Raw genomic sequence first — 16,511 nt, 5'->3', positions numbered from 1 at the left:
GGACGGTGGCCGCCGACAGTAGCGGTACGGACACACTCCGTTCACGGACCGCCGCACCGCCCGGTGCGCGGTGTCCCTCTCCCGGCGCGGAAGGGGAGCACGGGCCAGGACCGGGCCAGGAGCAGGTCAAGAGCAGGTCAGGGCGGGGCCGGCGGCGGGAGGCGGCAGAGGGCGGCGAAAAGCCTCCCCCGCCGGGATTCACCCGTACGGAGGAGGCCGGGAAGCGGGGTGACAGCCGGTCAGACGCGCACGCCGAACATGAACGGCATGTTGTTGATCGACTCGTAGCGCACGTTGGCGCCGGGCTTCGGGGCGTGCAGGATCTGCCCGTTGCCCGCGTAGAGGCCGACGTGGTGCAGATCGTTGTAGAAGAAGACCAGGTCGCCGGGGGCGAGCTGGCTCTGGGAGATGCGGGTGCCCACGTTGGCCTGGGACTGCGAGGTGCGCGGCAGGGAGACGCCGGCCTGGCTGTAGGCCCAGGAGGTCAGCCCGGAGCAGTCGAAGGAGCTCGGGCCGGTCGCGCCCCACACGTAGGGGGAGCCGAGCTTGGACTTGGCCGCGTTGAGGGCGGCCGAGGCGCGCTGCGTGACGGAGGCCGAGCTGCCGAGGTCCACGCGGGCCGAGGAGGCGCGGTTGGCGCGTTCCTCCTCCCTGGCGAGCTCGGCGCGCTCCTGCGCGGTGAGGGTGTTCAGCAGCCGCTGGGCCTCGGCGAGCTTGCCCTGGATCTTCTTCTTCTTGTCGCCGAGTTCCTTGCGGGTGTCCTCCAGGTCCTTCAGCTTCTCGGAGGCCTCCTCGCGCTGCTGCGAGAGGGTCCGCTGCTTGGCACGGATCTTCTTCAGCGCGCCGGCCTGCTTGCTGCTGAGCTGGTCGAGCGCGGAGGCCTTGGCGAGGTAGCTGTCGGGGTCGGAGGAGAGGAACAGCTGCAGGGACGGGTCGAGGCCGCCGCTGCGGTACTGGGCCGTGGCCATCGAACCGAGGCTGTCGCGCAGGTCGTTCAGCTCCCCCTGGCCGCTTGCGACGCTGTCCTGGAGGTTGCCGACCTGCTTCTGCAGCTTCTCCTGCTTCTCCTTGGCGCCGTTGTACTTCTCCGTGGCGTGCTCGGCCTCTTCGTAGAGCTTGTCGACCTTGGCCTTGACCTCGTCCTTGGTGGGCTCGGGTTCGGCCTGGGCCGTCTGGGAGGTCAGCGCGACCGCCGCTGCTGCGGTCGCGGTGAGCACGGTCACACGTGCGCGGTTCGGCTGCTTGGGTCGACGGTGGGACGCCACTGGGGCGAGCTCCTTCTTCCTCAGCCGCCTGCCGGGAGTGACCGGGGGCCACCCGGCTCCGCGATGAGCGCCGCGGATTCGGCGGTTCCTCCGCTGCCGCCCCGGTTGGGCGATCAACTGCGCAGAGGTTCGGGCCAGACACTAGCCATGCACGGTGATCGCTTCAAATCCTCATAGGAAAAATCTCGCCCGTCGGCCACATCCTTTACCATCGCCCCACTGTCGGCTACCGCATTCTGACGCTCAGTGCCGTATCCGGCGGACATTCCGGGCAGGAGCGGGAAGATGACGCGGCGTCGGACGCGGGGCCGGGCGGCACGTCGGGGGCGGCTCAGGTACGGCCCAGCCTCCGCAGCAGCAGTACCGACGCCACCGGACGGGCTCCGGCCGCGGCCACGCCGTCGGCCACCTCCCGGTCGGCGGAGACGACGACCACCGGACGGCCGGGCGGCTCGGCGCGCACCAGACGCCGGATCAGCTCGTCGGCGGTCTGCCCGGGCTTGCTGAACAGCACCCGCACCCCCCGCGGCGGTGCCAGCAGTACCGGAGCCGCCAGCTCCGCCCCGTCGAAGACACAGGTCACCTCGGCGCCGGTCTGGGCCGCCAGCCCCGCCAGTCCGCCCAGCAGCCGCAGCCGCTGCTTCTCCAGGGGCAGCGAGGGATAGCCGGTCTTGGTGACGTTGTAGCCGTCCACCACCAGATGCGCCTGGGGCAGTGCCAGCAACTGGTCGAGCAGTGCGGGGTCCTCCTCGGACAGGGCGCGCCGGGCGATGTCCTTGGGGGTCATCCGGCCCGGCTCGACCGCGTCCACGGTCTCGGCCGGGCGGTGCGTGACCGGCGGCAGGGCGAGTTCGCGCCGCAGCCCCTGGGCGGCGTCCAGCACCGTGTCCAGCAGCAGCCGCAGACGCATGTCCTCCACACTGCGCCCCTCGCGCACCGCGCGGCGGCCGGCCTCCAGGGCCGCCTCCGCCTCCGCCAGCCGCGACCGCAGCCGGCGTGCCTCGCCCTCGGCGGCGGCCTTCTCCGCGGCGGCCGCGGCCCGCACCTCCTCCAGCTCGGCCCGCGCCTTGCGCACCGCGGCCTCGCCGCGCCTGACGTCGCTGAGCGCGCTGCGCAGTCTGCGGTGCAGGGAGTCGGCCTCCTTGCGGGCGGCGTCCAGCTCCGCGCGGAGCCCCTCGGCGTGGGTGCGCCCGGCCGCCCGGGCCTGCGCCAGTTCCTCACGGAGCCGGGCCAGTTCCCGTTCGGCCTCCTCACCGGCGCGTTCGGCCTGTGTCCGCTGGGCCTCCTCGCTCGCGGCGGCGACGAGCTTGGCCCAGCCCTCCGGCCGCAGCACGTAGGCGACCGCGGCCACGTCCACGGGGTCGGCGGCGGCCGGGAGCGTCCCGCCCCGGACGGACGCGGCCAGCTCCGGCAGCGCCTCGCACAGCCGGTCGGCGATGCGCCGGCGGAAGGCCGGGTCGCTCTCCAGGGCGGCGGCCATCGCGTTGCCCGCGAACCTGACCCGCCGCTGGGGGGTGAAACGGGCGTACTGCCTCAGGGGGACGGGGAGTTCGGCGACGGTGAGGCCGCCGAGCGCGTCACCCGTCAGCGCCACCACACGGCGGCGCACCTTCTCGGGCAGCGGGCGGTCGAGCGCCTCCTCGCCGGGTTCATCCGGTCCGCGCTCACCACCCGTCCGTTCCACCACGGTTCACACCTGCCCGTCGTCACACCTGCGCGCCGGAGCCGGGTCGGTCCACCAGCTCGACCTGGTCCACAGCGTTGCACCAGCGACAGCGCACCGACTCGATCGTCTCACTGAGCACCTCGCGCTCCTCGACCCTCGGCTCCCCGGCCAGGTCCAGATGGACGTACTCCACCACCTTGCTGGAGCGCGTCACATCGAAGCGGGTGAGGTTGCCGCACATCGTGCAGCGCCACCGCGATCCTTCGTTCGGTCGGGGAACCGGCATCATCCTGTCCTCTCCTCAATCCTCCCGCGCCGCCGGTGCCGGCGCCGCGTCCACTGCCGCGTCTTCTCTCGGTCCTGCCGTCGTCCTGCCGTTCCGCCGCCTTCGGCGCTCCGGTGCCCGGGTGTCCCGGACACCGGAAGACGCCTTTGTGGTGCGCGCGCCCCGGCACCCGGCCGGGGGTATCCCCGCAACCCTACGGCCTGGCGGCCACCGGGCGCGCCGCGGCGGGGGCCGTATCCGGGCCGGCACCGTCCGCGGGACCGGACCGCCCCCTGTTCCCCGCGGCGCTCCCGCCCTTCCCAGCGCCCGTGGACCCGCCGTCGGCGCGGGCTACAGTGAACGGGCCAGTTCCGCCGGTGGTGGGACCACGAGAGCGAAAGGCCCGCCGAGGCGCCGCCGCGGCCCCTCCCCCGAAGAAGGGAAAACCGTGATCACCTCGATCGTGCTCATCAGGACCAGCACCGACCGCATCCCGGAGATCGCCGAGCAGATCGCCGCGCTGGAGGGGGTCAGCGAGGTCTACTCGGTGACCGGCGCCCACGACCTGATCGCCATGGTGCGGGTGGCCCGGCACGATGATCTCGCGGAGGTCATCCCGGGCCGCATCAGCAAGGTCCCCGGGGTGGAGTCCACCGAGACCCACATCGCCTTCCGGACCTACTCCCAGCACGACCTGGAGGCCGCCTTCGCCATCGGGCTCGACTCCTGAGACCCGCGGGCCGCCGGAGGCGGCCGGCAAGGGCAGGCCCCGGCACACCGCGTGTGCCGGGGCCGTGTCGTGCGGTCCTCCCGGCGGCCTCCCGCAAGACCCTCACCGGGCTCCGTACGGGCTCGCGCGGCCTCCGGGGCCGCGGGCCCCTCAGGCGTTGCTGACCGCCACCCAGCGCTCCAGCACCGCCTTGGCCGCGCCGGAGTCGATGGACCGGGCGGCCCGCTCCATGCCCGCGGCGATCTGCTCGGCCAGCGGCGCCCCGGTGGGCTCCAGTGCGGCCAGGGCGGCCGCGGAGTTCAGCAGGACGGCGTCCCGTACCGGCCCCCTCTCCCCCTCCAGCAGCCGCCGGGCCACGTCCGCGTTGTGGGCGGCGTCCGCACCGCGCAGCGCCTCCAGCGGGACCAGGGGGATGCCGACGTCGCGCGGGTCGAAGGTCTCGGTGCGGACCTCGCCGCCCTGGACCACCCACACCGTCGAGGTGCCCGTCACCGTCAGCTCGTCCAGGCCGTCGTCGCCGCGGAAGACCAGCGCGGACGTCCCCCGCTCGGCGAGCACACCCGCCATGATCGGCGCCATCCGGGCGTCGGCCACACCTGTGGCCTGCGCCTCCACCCGGGCCGGGTTGGTCAGGGGGCCGAGGAAGTTGAAGGTGGTCGCGACGCCCAGTTCCTTCCGGGCCGCGGCCACATGGCGCAGCGCGGGATGGAACCTCACCGCGAAGCAGAAGGTGATCCCGGCCTCCTGCGCGACCTCGGCGACCCGCTCGGGGCCGAGGTCCAGGTTGACGCCCAGCTTCTCCAGCACGTCCGAGGAGCCGGACGCGCTGGAGGCCGCGCGGTTGCCGTGCTTGACGACGCGCGCGCCCGTCCCGGCCACCACGATCGAGGACATCGTCGAGATGTTCACCGTTCCGGCCCGGTCGCCGCCGGTACCGACGATGTCGACCGACGGGCCGGGCACCTCGATCACGTTGGCGTGCCCGTACATCGCGCGGACCAGCCCGGTGACCTCGTCGACCGTCTCGCCCTTGGCGCGCAGCGCCACCGCGAACCCGGCGATCTGGGCGTCGGTCGCCTCGCCGCGCATGATCCGGTCCATCGCCCAGGCGGTGCTCCCGGCGGGCAGGTCCTCGCCGGCCAGCAGGGCGCTCAGCACGTCCGGCCAGGTGCGCGCCGCCACGGTGTCGCCTCCGGTGGTCGTAGCAGCGCTCATGGGAATCACTCCTGGCGTGGTCGGATGCGGGGGCGGCCGGATCGGCTCGGCGGCCCGCAGCCAGCCTAACGGCGCGCCGCGGCGTCCACGGCCGCTGCCCGCAGTCCGGACAGCCCCCGGAACGCCGAGGGCCCCGGCCCTCCCGGAGGAGGACCGGGGCCCGGGGTGTGGCGACACCCGGTACCGGACTCGGCGGCCGTGGCTCAGTGGCCGTGGCTGTGGCCGCTGGTGAGCTCCTTGAACTCCTCCGCGGTCGGCTTGGGGATCTGGCTGCCCTCGCCGTAGTAGCCCCGGCTGAGCCTGGCGCGGAGCTTCTCGACGGGACCGACCTTGCGCCGCACGCCGTTCTCGTCCGTCTCCGGGCCGATCTCCAGCGGCTTGGGCTGCTCGTGCGCGGTGAGCGTGTGCAGCTGCTCCTGGGAGAGCGGCTCGTGCACCTCGACGAACTCACCGTGCGGCAGCCGCTTGATGATGCCGCTCTCGCGGCCGTGCAGCACCTTCTCCCGGTCGCGCCGCTGCAGTCCCAGGCAGATCCGCTTGGTGACGATGAAGACGACCACGGGCACCACGAAGAAGCCGATCCGGACGAACCAGGTGATGGCGTTGATCGACAGGTTGAAGTGGGTCGCCCACAGGTCGTTGCCGCCACCGACCAGCAGCAGGAAGTACAGGCTGATCCAGGCCGCGCCGAACCCGGTGCGCGTCGGGGCGTTGCGCGGGCGGTCCAGGATGTGGTGCTCGCGCTTGTCGCCGGTGATCCAGGACTCGATGAACGGGTACACCGCGATCGACGTCAGGACCAGCGGGAAGATGATCACCAGCGGGATGGCCACGCCCAGGTTGAGGGTGTAGCCGCCGGGCAGCACCATCTCCCACGCGGGCATCGCGCGGATCAGTCCCTCGGAGAAGCCCATGTACCAGTCGGGCTGCGCGTTGGTGGACACCTGGTCCGGCCGGTACGGGCCCAGCACCCAGACCGGGTTGATGGTGAACGTCGCGGCGATGACCGAGATGACACCGAAGACCAGGAAGAAGAAGCCTCCCGCCTTGGCCATGTAGACCGGCAGCAGCGGCATGCCGACGACGTTCTTCTCGGTCCGTCCGGGACCGGCGAACTGGGTGTGCTTGTGGTAGAAGACCAGGATCAGGTGGGCCACCACCAGAGCCAGCATGATGCCGGGCAGCAGCAGGATGTGGGCCACGTAGAACCGCGGGATGATGTCCGTTCCCGGGAACTCCCCTCCGAAGAGGAAGAAGGAGAGGTAGGTGCCGACCACCGGCACGGACAGGACCGCGCCCTCCATGAAGCGGACACCGGTTCCCGAGAGCAGGTCGTCCGGCAGGGAGTAGCCGGTGAAGCCGGTGAACATGGCCAGCACCAGCAGCAGGAAGCCGAACAGCCAGTTGATCTCACGCGGCTTGCGGAACGCGCCGGTGAAGAAGACGCGCATCATGTGGACGAAGATGCCCACCAGGAACATCAGCGCGGACCAGTGGTGGATCTGCCGCATGAGCAGACCGCCGCGGACGTCGAAGCTGATGTCCAGGGTCGAGGCGTAGGCCTCCGACATGTGCACGCCCTGCATGGGCACGTAGGCGCCGTGGTACTCCACCTCGCCCATGCTCGGGTTGAAGAACAGCGTCAGGTAGACACCGGTCAGAAGGAGGATGATGAAGGTGTAGAGGCAGACCTCTCCGAGCATGAAGGACCAGTGGTCCGGAAAGATCTTCCGCATGTTGGCCTTGGCCAGGCTGTAGACACCCAGCCGGCCGTCGGCCCAGTCCGCTACCCGCTCACCGGCGGGCGCCTTGCCCCGGCGCTCCGGGGCGTCGCCTGCAGTACTCATCCGCGCTCCCAGAAGCTCGGGCCGACGGGCTCCGCGAAGTCGCCCTGCGCCTCGAGGTAGCCGTCTTCGTTGACACTGATCCGCAGCTGCGGCAGGGGGTGGCCGGCCGGGCCGAAGATCACACGCGCGCCGTCGGCCAGGTCGAACGTCGACTGGTGGCACGGGCACAGCACGTGGTGGGTCTGCTGCTCGTACAGGGTGACCGGGCAGCCGACGTGGGTGCAGATCCTGGAGTAGGCCACGATGCCCTCGTGGGACCAGTCCAGTTCCTGCCTGTCCTTGATGTCCTTCGGCTCCAGGCGGACGAGCATGACCGCGGCCTTGGCGATCTCCGCCATGAACTCGTGGGTGCCCTCCTCCAGGCCCTCGGGCTTGGCGAAGACCAGGGAGCCGACGGTGATGTCCTCGGGACGCAGCGGCTCGTCGGTGTTCTGGTTGACGAGCAGCTTGCCCCTCGCCCAGGCAGTGTGGCGCAGCTTGTCCTCGGGCAGCGGACCGAGGTCGCGCAGCAGCACCACGCCGGAGAGCGGCACCACGGCCAGCGCGCCGAACATGGTGTTGCGGATCAGCTTGCGTCGGCCGAGCTGCGACTCCTTGGCGCCCTGGGAGAAGTCGGCGAGGACCTGCGTACGGGTCGGCTCGTCCGCCTCGACCGGGTGGCGCTCGCCGATCAGCTCGTGGTCCGACATCAGCGTGCGGGCCCAGTGGACCGCGCCGGCGCCGATGCAGAACAGGGCGACGCCCAGCGTCATGCCCAGTGAGAAGTTCAGGGCGCTGATCTCACCGAGCGGCCAGATGAAGACGTACTGGTCGATCGGGAAGATCACATAGGAGGCGATGAAGCCGATGGTGGCCAGGATGGAGACCGTGAACAGCAGGGCGACGGTGCGCTCGGAGCGCTTGGCGGCCCGCTCGTCGATGTCCTGGACACGCGGCTCGTGGGGTGGCAGCCCGGGGTCGGCGAACGGGTTCTCCGCCCTGGCCGCCTCCTTGCCGTGGGCGCCCTCGCGCCCTTCCGGCAGGTTCTCGTCTGGCACGTCGTGGGATCCGGTGTGGCTACTCATGACTTCCTGGCCTTGGCGGTACGCGCCGCGACCCACACGGCGACGCCGATCAGAAGAGCGAGGACGATCGTCCACGCGAACATGCCTTCGGCGACCGGGCCGAAACCGCCCAGCTTGAAGCCGCCGGGGGACTTCTCGTCCTCGCCCTGGACGTCGTTGACGTAGGCGATGATCTCCCTCTTCTCCTTCTCCGGCAGCACCGAGTCGGGGAAGGCGGGCATGTTCTGCGGGCCGGTCAGCATCGCCTCGTAGATGTGCTTGTCGGAGACGCCGTCGAGCGAGGGAGCGTACTTGCCGTTGGTGAGGGCGCCGCCCTCACCGGTGAAGTTGTGGCACTGCGAGCAGTTGGTGCGGAACAGCTCGCCGCCCGCGGCGCTGTCGGCGCCCGCGGGGTCGTACTGCTCCTCGGTCGGGATGCTCGGACCGGGGCCCAGCGAGGCGACGTACGCCGCGAGCTGGTCGATCTGCGCCTGCGTGTAGACCTGCGGCTTCTTGGGTGCCTGGGCACCCGGGGACTGGGCCGGCATGCGGCCGGTGCCCACCTGGAAGTCCACGGCGGCGGCACCGACGCCCACGAGGCTGGGACCGTCACTCGTGCCCTGGCCGCCGGTTCCGTGGCAACTGGAGCAGCCGGTGGCGTAGAGCTTCTCACCCTCCTCGATGGCGAGAGACTGCGAGGACGCGGCCGAGGTGTCGGCCTTCGCCTCGTCCGCGGGGGCGAACGCGGCGTACAGCCCCCCGGTGACCGCCAGCGCGAAGATTAGGACGACGAGCGCCGCCAGCGGATGGCGCCGTCGTGCGGAGAGCTTTTTCACGGATTACCCCGGTGTCAGGATCTTCTGCGTCGATGCTTCTGGCTGTACTGCCTGATCACTTGATCAGGTAGATGGTGGCGAAGAGGCCGATCCAGACGACATCGACGAAGTGCCAGTAATAGGACACCACGATGGCCGCGGTGGCCTGGTGGTGCGTGAAGCGCCGTGCCATGTACGTCCGGCCGAGGACGAACAGGAAGGCGATCAGGCCGCCCGTCACGTGGAGGCCGTGGAAGCCGGTGGTCAGGTAGAACGCCGACCCGTACGGCCCCGAGGAGATGGAGACGCCCTCGTGGACCAGCTCGGTGTACTCGAAGACCTGGCCGCCGATGAAGATCGCACCCATGACGAACGTGATGACGAACCACAGGCGCAGCCTCTTCACGTCACCGCGCTCGGCGGCGAAGACACCGAGCTGGCAGGTCAGGGAGGAGAGCACCAGGATCGTGGTGTTCGTCGCCGCGAACGGGAGGTTCAGGATGTCCGCCCGTTCCGTCCAGTATTCGGCTCCCGTCACCGACCGGAGGGTGAAGTACATCGCGAAGAGGGCCGCGAAGAACATCAGCTCGGAACTCAACCAGATGATGGTTCCGACGCTGGTGAGGTTCGGCCTGTTGACCGACGGGTGCGCGTGCCCGGTATCTACTGCTGTTGCTGTCGCCACGCCGACATTATGTCGGTCGCTTATCCGGCCCTCGCCCCGGGGGTCCTGTTCGGTGTGTCAACCGCCCACGTCCTGCTCAGACGACCCATCTCCGGGCCTTCCGGATCCCTGACGCGGGAGGCCGGGAGGGAGTAGCATCCGCCAACGACGGCATACGCGGCCCGGGGGTCCGTGCTCCACGGGCCCGTGGACCTTTGAGACACCCCGAGACGCCCCGAGGGACGTCCCCGAGGACACGGAGGAACCATGCAGCCGACCGCCACGGTGCTGGTCTACAGTGACGACGCCAACACCCGCGAGCAGGTGCGGCTGGCCGCCGGGCGCCGACCGGCCGCCGACGTACCGCCGGTCCGGTACGTGGAGTGCGCCACGCTTCCCGCCGTGCTCGCGGCCCTGGAGGAGGGCGGCATCGACGTCTGCGTCCTGGACGGCGAGGCGGTGCCCGCCGGCGGGATGGGCGTGTGCCGCCAGATCAAGGACGAGATCTTCGACTGCCCGCCCGTCCTGCTGCTGATCGGCCGCCCGCAGGACGCCTGGCTGGCCACCTGGAGCCGGGCGGAGGCAGCCGTTGCGCACCCGGTGGACCCGGTGCTCCTGGCCGACGCCCTGGCCGGGCTGCTGCGCCGCGACGAGCACGCGGCCGCCTGACAGTCCGCTCACGGACGAAGGGCCGCCGCCGGCACCCCGGGGTGCCGGCGGCGGCCCTTGACTCGTTCGGGCGACCTCTGCTTCTTCCGGGGCCGGTCGGCCGGTCAGCTCAGGGCACTGCCCCTGCGCCACTGCTCCCAGGAGAGGTTCCAGTCGCCGAGGCCGTTGCCGAAGGCCGGCATCCTCGGCCCGTCCCCTCCCACATGCCGGACGATGTCGCCCTGGCGGACGTTGTCGAAGAACCAGCGGGCGTTGTCGGTGCTCATGCCGGTGCAGCCGTGGCTGACGTTGCCCCTGCCGTGGTGCGCCGCCGACCAGGGCGCGGCGTGGACGAACTCACCGCTGTCGGTGAGCTGCACGGCCCACTGGACGTCCAGGTCGTAGGATTCGGCGCTGCCCGCCGGGATGCCGATGCTGGTGCCGGTCATACGTACGGCGGCCTGCCGGCCGAGCACCACCTTGACGCCCTCGCGGGTGCGGAATCCGGGCTTGCCGGTGGTGACCGGGACGGTCCGGACGACCTCGCCGTTCTTCCGGACGGTCATCTCCGTCCCGTCGATGTCGACGACGGCCTCGACGCGGTCGCCGGTCCGGATGCGCACCGGCTCCGCCTTCCCGCCACGCAGCCCGTCCCTGATCCACACGCCCTCCAGGCTGCCGCGCACCTCGACGGTGGCGTGCGCGGGCCAGTAGGAGCGCGGGCGGTAGTGGAGCGTGTGGTCGTCCATCCAGCGCCAGGAGCCCTCGACGGCTGGCGAGGACTCCACCGTCAGCGCGCGTTCCACGATCGCGCGCTGCCGGGCGTCCCTGACCGGCCGGCTGAGTTCGGCGGTGATCGGCTGGCCGACGCCGTAGGTGCCGTTCTGCGGCCCGAGGTCCACCTCCAGCCTCTTGCCACCGGTCGCCGGCCGGGTGGTGAGTTCGGCGGTGCGGCGGCCCGGGGAGCCGTCGTCGCGCTCGGTGCTGACGACGACGGTGTAGCGCATGGCGCCGGCCAGCGGGGTGTCACTGCGCCAGCGGGAGCCGTCGGCGGTCAGCGCGCCCTTCAGGCGGCGGCCCACCGTGTCGACCGCGCGGACGTCCGTGATGCGGCTGTCGTCGCGGGTGGTGATCTCAAGGGGCTCGTCCGGGTCCGCGGCACGGCCGTCCTCGCCGGTGTTCAGCGAGACGTGCGCGGTGGCGTCGTAGGGGGCCGCGTCCTGAGGCCGCTCACCGCTGCTGCACGCGGCGGGTCCCACCGTGAGCGGAACGAGTATCAGGAAGCAGGTCATTGCCGTCCTGCGTGATCCACGACTCATGCTGCCACGGTAGGAACGCTGCTCGGAACGGACGAGCCGGATACGTACGAACGGGTCATCTCCGGAGTGTGTCCGGAGATGACCCGTGCGTGAGGGGGTAGGGCTTCTGGCTCCCTACCGTTTCACTGGTTCTGGTTCTCGCCGTGGTAGTACTCGAGGACCCAGCCGAACAGGCCGATGAGCAGCAGCGGCGCGGAGATGTAGACCAGCCACCAGCCGATGGCCACGCCGAGGAAGGCGAACGCGCCGCCCGCGGCCAGGACGAGCGGCTGCCAGCTGTGCGGGCTGAAGAAGCCCAGCTCGCCGGCGTCGTCGGCGACGTCCGCGTCCTTGTTGTCCTGCGCCCCGGTGTCCACTCGCCGGGCGGTGAAGGCCAGGTAGTAGCCGACCATGATCGACAGGCCGAAGGACATGAAGAGCGCGGTGGTGCCGACCGGCTCCTTGGCCCAGAAGCCGTAGATGACGGCGACGGCCAGGATGAAGACCGACAGCCAGATGAACATGCGTCCCTGGATCTTCACTTGCCGGCCTCCTTGGCACCGGAGAGGGCCGGGCCCTCGGGACCTTCGGTGTTCTCGAGCTGGTCGAGGGCCGCGATCTCCGGGTGGTGCAGGTCGAACGCCGGGGATTCGGAGCGGATCCGCGGCATGGAGACGAAGTTGTGCCGCGGCGGCGGGCAGGAGGTCGCCCACTCCAGCGAGCGGCCGTAGCCCCACGGGTCGTCCACGGTGATCTTCGGCGCGTACTTCGCCGTCTTCCAGACGTTGTAGAAGAACGGCAGGACCGACATGCCCAGCAGGAACGAGCTGATCGTCGAGAAGGTGTTCAGCGCGGTGTAGCCGTCGGCCGCCAGGTAGTCGGCGTACCGGCGCGGCATGCCCTCCGCGCCCAGCCAGTGCTGGACCAGGAAGGTGCCGTGGAAACCGATGAACAGCGTCCAGAAGGTGATCTTGCCCAGCCGTTCGTCGAGCATCTTCCCGGTGAACTTCGGCCACCAGAAGTGGAAGCCGGCGAACATCGCGAAGACGACCGTGCCGAAGACCACGTAGTGGAAGTGCGCCACCACGAAGTAGCTGTCGGAGACGTGGAAGTCCAGCGGCGGGGAGGCCAGGATGACGCCGGTCAGACCGCCGAAGAGGAAGGTGACCAGGAAGCCGATCGTCCAGAGCATCGGCGTCTCGAAGCTCAGCGAGCCCTTCCACATCGTGCCCAGCCAGTTGAAGAACTTCACGCCGGTGGGCACCGCGATCAGGAACGTCATGAAGGAGAAGAACGGCAGCAGCACACCGCCGGTGACGTACATGTGGTGCGCCCACACGGTGATCGACAGACCCGCGATCGCGATCGTCGCGGCCACCAGGCCGATGTAGCCGAAGATCGGCTTGCGGCTGAAGACCGGGATGACCTCGGAGACGATGCCGAAGAACGGCAGCGCGATGATGTAGACCTCGGGGTGGCCGAAGAACCAGAACAGGTGCTGCCACAGCAGCGCGCCGCCGTTGGACGGGTCGAAGATGTGCGAGCCGAACTTGCGGTCGGCCTCGAGCGCGAACAGCGCCGCGGCCAGCACCGGGAAGGCCAGCAGGACCAGCACACCGGTCAGCAGCACGTTCCAGGTGAAGATCGGCATCCGGAACATCGTCATGCCGGGTGCGCGCATGCAGATGATCGTGGTGATGAAGTTGACCGAACCCAGGATCGTGCCGAAGCCGGAGAAGGTCAGACCCATGATCCACATGTCGCCGCCGACGCCCGGGCTGTGGACCACGTCGCTCAGCGGGGTGTAGGCGAACCAGCCGAAGCTCGCGGCGCCGTCGGGGGTGAGGAAGCCGCCCACCGCGATCAGCGAACCGAAGAGGTACAGCCAGTAGGCGAACATGTTCAGCCGCGGGAACGCCACGTCGGGCGCGCCGATCTGCAGCGGCATGATCCAGTTCGCGAAGCCGGCGAACAGCGGGGTGGCGAACATCAGCAGCATGATCGTGCCATGCATGGTGAACGCCTGGTTGAACTGCTCGTTCGACATGACCTGCAGGCCCGGACGGGCCAGCTCGGCACGCATGACCAGTGCCAGCACGCCGCCGACGCAGAAGAAGAAGAACGAGGTGACCAGGTAGAGCGTGCCGATCGTCTTGTGGTCGGTGGTGGTCAGCCACTGGATCACACGGTTGCCGCGCCGGCTGCGGCGCGGGGGCGCGGGGGTCGCCGCCGGCTGGTCCGACGTCGCGGCGGCACCCTGGGATTCGTTGAGGATGCTCACGGGTTACTGGCCTTCTCGTTCTTGGCGGGCTCCGCCCGCCGGGATGTAGCCGGTCTGGCCCTTCTCCGCCAGTTCCTCCAGGTGCTGCTGGTAGCGCTCCGGGGAGACGACCTTCACGTTGAACAGCATCCGGGCGTGGTCCGTGCCGCACAGCTCGGCGCACTTGCCCAGGAAGGTGCCCTCCTTCTCGGGGGTCACCTCGAACTGGTTGGTGTGACCGGGGATGACGTCCTGCTTGAACAGGAACGGCACGACCCAGAAGGAGTGGATGACGTCGCGCGAGGTCAGGATGAACCGGACCTTCTCGCCCTTGGGCAGCCACAGCGTCGGGCCGGGGTTGCCGGTCTGCGGGTTCCGGTCGCCCGGCGTGCCCACCGTGTAGACGCCCTCGGCGCCCTCGGGGACGGCCTCGAGCATCTCGGCGGGGATGCCGGAGAGCTCGTCGGCGTCCGCGTTGGACGTGGAGGTGTCGCCGTCCACGTCCTCCAGGTAGTTGAAGCCCCAGCTCCACTGGTAGCCGACCACGTTGATCACGTGGTCCGGCTTCTCGGAAAGCTCCAGGAGCTTGGTCTCGTCACGGGCCGTGAAGTAGAAGAGCACCGAGACGATGATGAGCGGAACCACCGTGTACAACGCCTCGATGGGCATGTTGTACCGGGTCTGCGGAGGTACCTCGACCTTGGTCCTGGTGCGCCGGTAGACGATGACGCACCACAGGATCAGGCCCCACACCAGGACGCCCACCGCGAGCGCTGCCGCCCACGAGCCCTGCCACAGGGAGAGGATCCGCGGCGCCTCCTCCGTGACCGGGGTGGGCATGCCGAGGCGGGGGAAGTCCTTGTATGTGCAACCGGTGGCGGTCGCCAGGACCAGGCCCGCAGCAAGCGCCTGCGGCAGCTTCCGCCGCATCGGGCGCCGCGACGAGCGGTCGGAGCCGTTGGGACTCACGTAGCGCCTTCCCGAGAGTCTCGCCCGCTCGGCCCGGGCTCGGCCGTGTGTGGTCGGGCGCCGGCCCTGGCGCGGGCAGGGGTTTGGATGTTTATGCGGAGCAAACCCTACTGGACGCTTTTTGGGGTCGCGCGGGGAGGGTGCCCAACGCGCCGCGCGGCCCTCCGATGGGGTGGGATCGGGGCGGGACCGGCCCGGGACGGGGCGGAACGGGGGCGGAACGGGGGCGGAACGGGGGCAGAACGGGGGCGGGACCAAAGACGGAGCAACCGCCTCCACGACCCGTACGGCCCCGGCGGCACGCGGCGCGTCGGGCGCGTTAGCGTGCCGGTGTGCCCTACTTCGACGCAGCCTCCTCGCTCCCCCTCCACCCCGTCGCCCGCCAGGCACTGCTCGCCGCGCTCGACGAGGGCTGGGCCGATCCCGCCCGGCTGCACCGGGAGGGACGGCGGGCCCGGCTGCTGCTGGACGCGGCGCGCGAGGCGGCGGCCGAGGCGGTGGGATGCCGCCCGGACGAACTGGTCTTCACCCCGTCGGGCACCCGCTCCCTGCACACCGGCATCGCGGGCGCGCTCGCCGGGAGGCGGCGGGCCGGCCGCGCCCTGGTGGTCTCCGCGGTGGAGCACTCCGCCGTGCTCCACGCCGCCGGGGCCCACGAGGCCGGCGGCGGGACGGTGGTCCGGGTGCCGGTGGACCGCACGGGGCGGGTGGACGCGGCGGCCTTCGGCGCGGCGCTGCGGGAGAGCGGCTCCCCGGAGGGAGGGACCGCGCTGGCCTGCCTGCAGTCCGCCAACCACGAGGTGGGCACCGAGCAGCCGGTGGAGGAGGTGGCCGGGGCCTGCGCCGATGCCGGGGTGCCGCTGCTGGTGGACGCCGCCCAGTCGCTGGCGTGGGGCCCGGTGCCCGGGCGGTGGTCGCTGCTGGCGGCCAGTGCGCACAAGTGGGGCGGCCCGGGCGGGGTCGGTCTGCTGGCGGTGCGCAAGGGGGCGCGGTTCGCCCCCCCGGCCCCGGCGGACGAGCGGGAGTCGGGTCGCTCCCCCGGCTTCGCCGACCTCCCCGCGATCGTGGCGGCGGCGGCCTCGCTGCGGGCGGTGCGGGCGGGGGCGGACACCGAGGCGGCACGGCTGCGCGCCCTGGTGGACCGCGTACGCGCCGAGGTGCCCGCCTTGGTGCCGGACGTGGAGGTGGTGGGTGATCCGGTGCGCCGGCTGCCGCACGTGGTGACGTTCTCCTGCCTGTACGTGGACGGTGAGGCGCTGCTCCACGCCCTGGACCGGACGGGGTTCTCGGTCTCCTCCGGCTCCTCGTGCACCTCCGGCACGCTGACCCCCAGTCATGTGCTGCGCGCGATGGGGGTGCTCTCGGAGGGCAACGTCCGGGTCTCGCTGCCGCCGGGCACGGCCGAGACGGACGTCGACGCCTTCCTGGCGGTGCTGCCGGAAGCGGTGCGGGAGGTGCGCGACGGGCTCCGGGCGCCCTCCTCCGCCCCGGCCGGGAGGGCCGGGGCGGGCGGCGGGCAGGGCGGCGGCGGGGAGGGTGAGGGGAACGGCGGACCAAAGGCCGCGGCCCCCGGCCGGGAGGCGGCGCTCACCGTCGACTCCCGGGGCAAGCGCTGCCCGATCCCGGTGATCGAGCTGGCGAAGGTGATCGACCGGGTGCCGGTGGGCGGCACGGTCCTGCTGCTCGCCGACGACGAGGCGGCCCGGCTGGACGTCCCGGCCTGGTGCGAGATGCGCGGTCACGAGTACCTGGGCGTACGGGGCCACACCTACCGGGTGCGCCGCACCGCCTGATGATCCCCCGCGCCCCGGTCCCCGCCGGGGCCC

Annotated in this window: 15 protein-coding genes; 3 read left to right on the top strand and 12 right to left on the bottom strand. The window is 71.1% G+C overall.

The window, feature by feature from the left end:
• Positions 1-239 precede the first annotated feature (239 nt).
• The 3 genes from ACGRHY_RS20415 to ACGRHY_RS20405 all read right to left on the bottom strand — a co-directional run bounded on the left by ACGRHY_RS20415 (position 240) and on the right by ACGRHY_RS20405 (position 3,217).
• The gene (locus ACGRHY_RS20415) at positions 240-1,265 is read right to left on the bottom strand and encodes a C40 family peptidase (RefSeq protein WP_394636765.1); all 1,026 of its coding nucleotides are present in this window, start codon (positions 1,263-1,265) and stop codon (positions 240-242) included.
• 331 nt (positions 1,266-1,596) lie between these two features.
• Positions 1,597-2,949, bottom strand: coding sequence for an NYN domain-containing protein (locus ACGRHY_RS20410; protein WP_394638130.1), 1,353 nt, complete (start codon positions 2,947-2,949; stop codon positions 1,597-1,599).
• A gap of 22 nt (positions 2,950-2,971) precedes the next feature.
• Complete coding sequence (locus ACGRHY_RS20405; RefSeq protein WP_093655134.1) at positions 2,972-3,217, bottom strand: hypothetical protein; 246 nt, start codon at positions 3,215-3,217, stop codon at positions 2,972-2,974.
• Between the two features lie 427 nt (positions 3,218-3,644).
• Here ACGRHY_RS20405 and ACGRHY_RS20400 point away from each other — a divergent pair, with 427 nt between their 5' ends.
• Positions 3,645-3,926: an Lrp/AsnC family transcriptional regulator gene (locus ACGRHY_RS20400; RefSeq protein ID WP_093848456.1), complete on the top strand. Its 282-nt coding sequence runs from the start codon at positions 3,645-3,647 to the stop codon at positions 3,924-3,926.
• Positions 3,927-4,076: 150 nt separating this feature from the next.
• Here ACGRHY_RS20400 and trpD read toward each other — a convergent pair whose 3' ends face one another.
• From trpD to ctaE, 5 genes are all read right to left on the bottom strand, one after another.
• Positions 4,077-5,141: an anthranilate phosphoribosyltransferase gene (gene trpD, locus ACGRHY_RS20395; RefSeq protein WP_394636764.1), complete on the bottom strand. Its 1,065-nt coding sequence runs from the start codon at positions 5,139-5,141 to the stop codon at positions 4,077-4,079.
• Between the two features lie 203 nt (positions 5,142-5,344).
• Positions 5,345-6,988 carry a cytochrome bc1 complex cytochrome b subunit gene (gene qcrB / locus ACGRHY_RS20390; protein ID WP_394636763.1) on the bottom strand — a complete coding sequence of 548 codons (1,644 nt, stop codon included), beginning with the start codon at positions 6,986-6,988 and terminating at the stop codon, positions 5,345-5,347.
• Positions 6,985-8,052 carry a cytochrome bc1 complex Rieske iron-sulfur subunit gene (gene qcrA, locus ACGRHY_RS20385; protein ID WP_394636762.1) on the bottom strand — a complete coding sequence of 356 codons (1,068 nt, stop codon included), beginning with the start codon at positions 8,050-8,052 and terminating at the stop codon, positions 6,985-6,987. The genes qcrB and qcrA overlap by 4 nt, the downstream gene beginning before the upstream one ends.
• Positions 8,049-8,867 (bottom strand): cytochrome bc1 complex diheme cytochrome c subunit, encoded by an 819-nt coding sequence (gene qcrC / locus ACGRHY_RS20380; protein WP_394636761.1) that lies wholly within the window; start codon positions 8,865-8,867, stop codon positions 8,049-8,051. The genes qcrA and qcrC overlap by 4 nt, the downstream gene beginning before the upstream one ends.
• 55 nt (positions 8,868-8,922) lie before the next feature.
• Complete coding sequence (ctaE, locus tag ACGRHY_RS20375; RefSeq protein WP_206346386.1) at positions 8,923-9,531, bottom strand: aa3-type cytochrome oxidase subunit III; 609 nt, start codon at positions 9,529-9,531, stop codon at positions 8,923-8,925.
• Between the two features lie 246 nt (positions 9,532-9,777).
• On the opposite strand from ctaE, the gene ACGRHY_RS20370 reads away from it, so the two are divergent.
• Positions 9,778-10,179 carry a hypothetical protein gene (locus ACGRHY_RS20370; protein WP_394636760.1) on the top strand — a complete coding sequence of 134 codons (402 nt, stop codon included), beginning with the start codon at positions 9,778-9,780 and terminating at the stop codon, positions 10,177-10,179.
• A 104-nt stretch (positions 10,180-10,283) separates the two neighbouring features.
• Here the strand turns inward: ACGRHY_RS20370 and ACGRHY_RS20365 are convergent, their stop codons facing one another.
• The 4 genes from ACGRHY_RS20365 to ctaC all read right to left on the bottom strand — a co-directional run bounded on the left by ACGRHY_RS20365 (position 10,284) and on the right by ctaC (position 14,685).
• Entirely contained in the window at positions 10,284-11,477 is a 1,194-nt protein-coding gene (locus ACGRHY_RS20365) for a L,D-transpeptidase (RefSeq protein ID WP_394636759.1), read from the bottom strand.
• A 122-nt stretch (positions 11,478-11,599) separates the two neighbouring features.
• Positions 11,600-11,998: a cytochrome c oxidase subunit 4 gene (locus tag ACGRHY_RS20360; RefSeq protein ID WP_394636758.1), complete on the bottom strand. Its 399-nt coding sequence runs from the start codon at positions 11,996-11,998 to the stop codon at positions 11,600-11,602.
• Positions 11,995-13,737: an aa3-type cytochrome oxidase subunit I gene (ctaD, locus tag ACGRHY_RS20355; RefSeq protein WP_394636757.1), complete on the bottom strand. Its 1,743-nt coding sequence runs from the start codon at positions 13,735-13,737 to the stop codon at positions 11,995-11,997. Before ctaD ends, ACGRHY_RS20360 begins: the two co-directional genes overlap by 4 nt.
• A gap of 3 nt (positions 13,738-13,740) precedes the next feature.
• Complete coding sequence (ctaC, locus tag ACGRHY_RS20350; RefSeq protein ID WP_394636756.1) at positions 13,741-14,685, bottom strand: aa3-type cytochrome oxidase subunit II; 945 nt, start codon at positions 14,683-14,685, stop codon at positions 13,741-13,743.
• A 332-nt stretch (positions 14,686-15,017) separates the two neighbouring features.
• Here ctaC and ACGRHY_RS20345 point away from each other — a divergent pair, with 332 nt between their 5' ends.
• Positions 15,018-16,478: a cysteine desulfurase/sulfurtransferase TusA family protein gene (locus ACGRHY_RS20345; RefSeq protein ID WP_394636755.1), complete on the top strand. Its 1,461-nt coding sequence runs from the start codon at positions 15,018-15,020 to the stop codon at positions 16,476-16,478.
• Positions 16,479-16,511: the final 33 nt, after the last annotated feature.

This window comes from Streptomyces shinuiensis, from assembly GCF_043660855.1.
In the GTDB taxonomy this organism is placed as follows: Bacteria; Actinomycetota; Actinomycetes; order Streptomycetales; family Streptomycetaceae; genus Streptomyces.
Note: the sequence above shows the minus strand (reverse complement) of the source record. Positions and strands in the feature narration are given on the sequence as shown.

Coding starts and splice junctions, on each gene's coding strand:
- qcrA (WP_394636762.1), bottom strand. CDS start 8,052: ATGAGTAGCCACACCGGATCCCACGACGTGCCAGACGAGAACCTGCCG.
- trpD (WP_394636764.1), bottom strand. CDS start 5,141: ATGAGCGCTGCTACGACCACCGGAGGCGACACCGTGGCGGCGCGCACC.
- ACGRHY_RS20370 (WP_394636760.1), top strand. CDS start 9,778: ATGCAGCCGACCGCCACGGTGCTGGTCTACAGTGACGACGCCAACACC.
- ACGRHY_RS20405 (WP_093655134.1), bottom strand. CDS start 3,217: ATGCCGGTTCCCCGACCGAACGAAGGATCGCGGTGGCGCTGCACGATG.
- qcrB (WP_394636763.1), bottom strand. CDS start 6,988: ATGAGTACTGCAGGCGACGCCCCGGAGCGCCGGGGCAAGGCGCCCGCC.
- ACGRHY_RS20365 (WP_394636759.1), bottom strand. CDS start 11,477: ATGAGTCGTGGATCACGCAGGACGGCAATGACCTGCTTCCTGATACTC.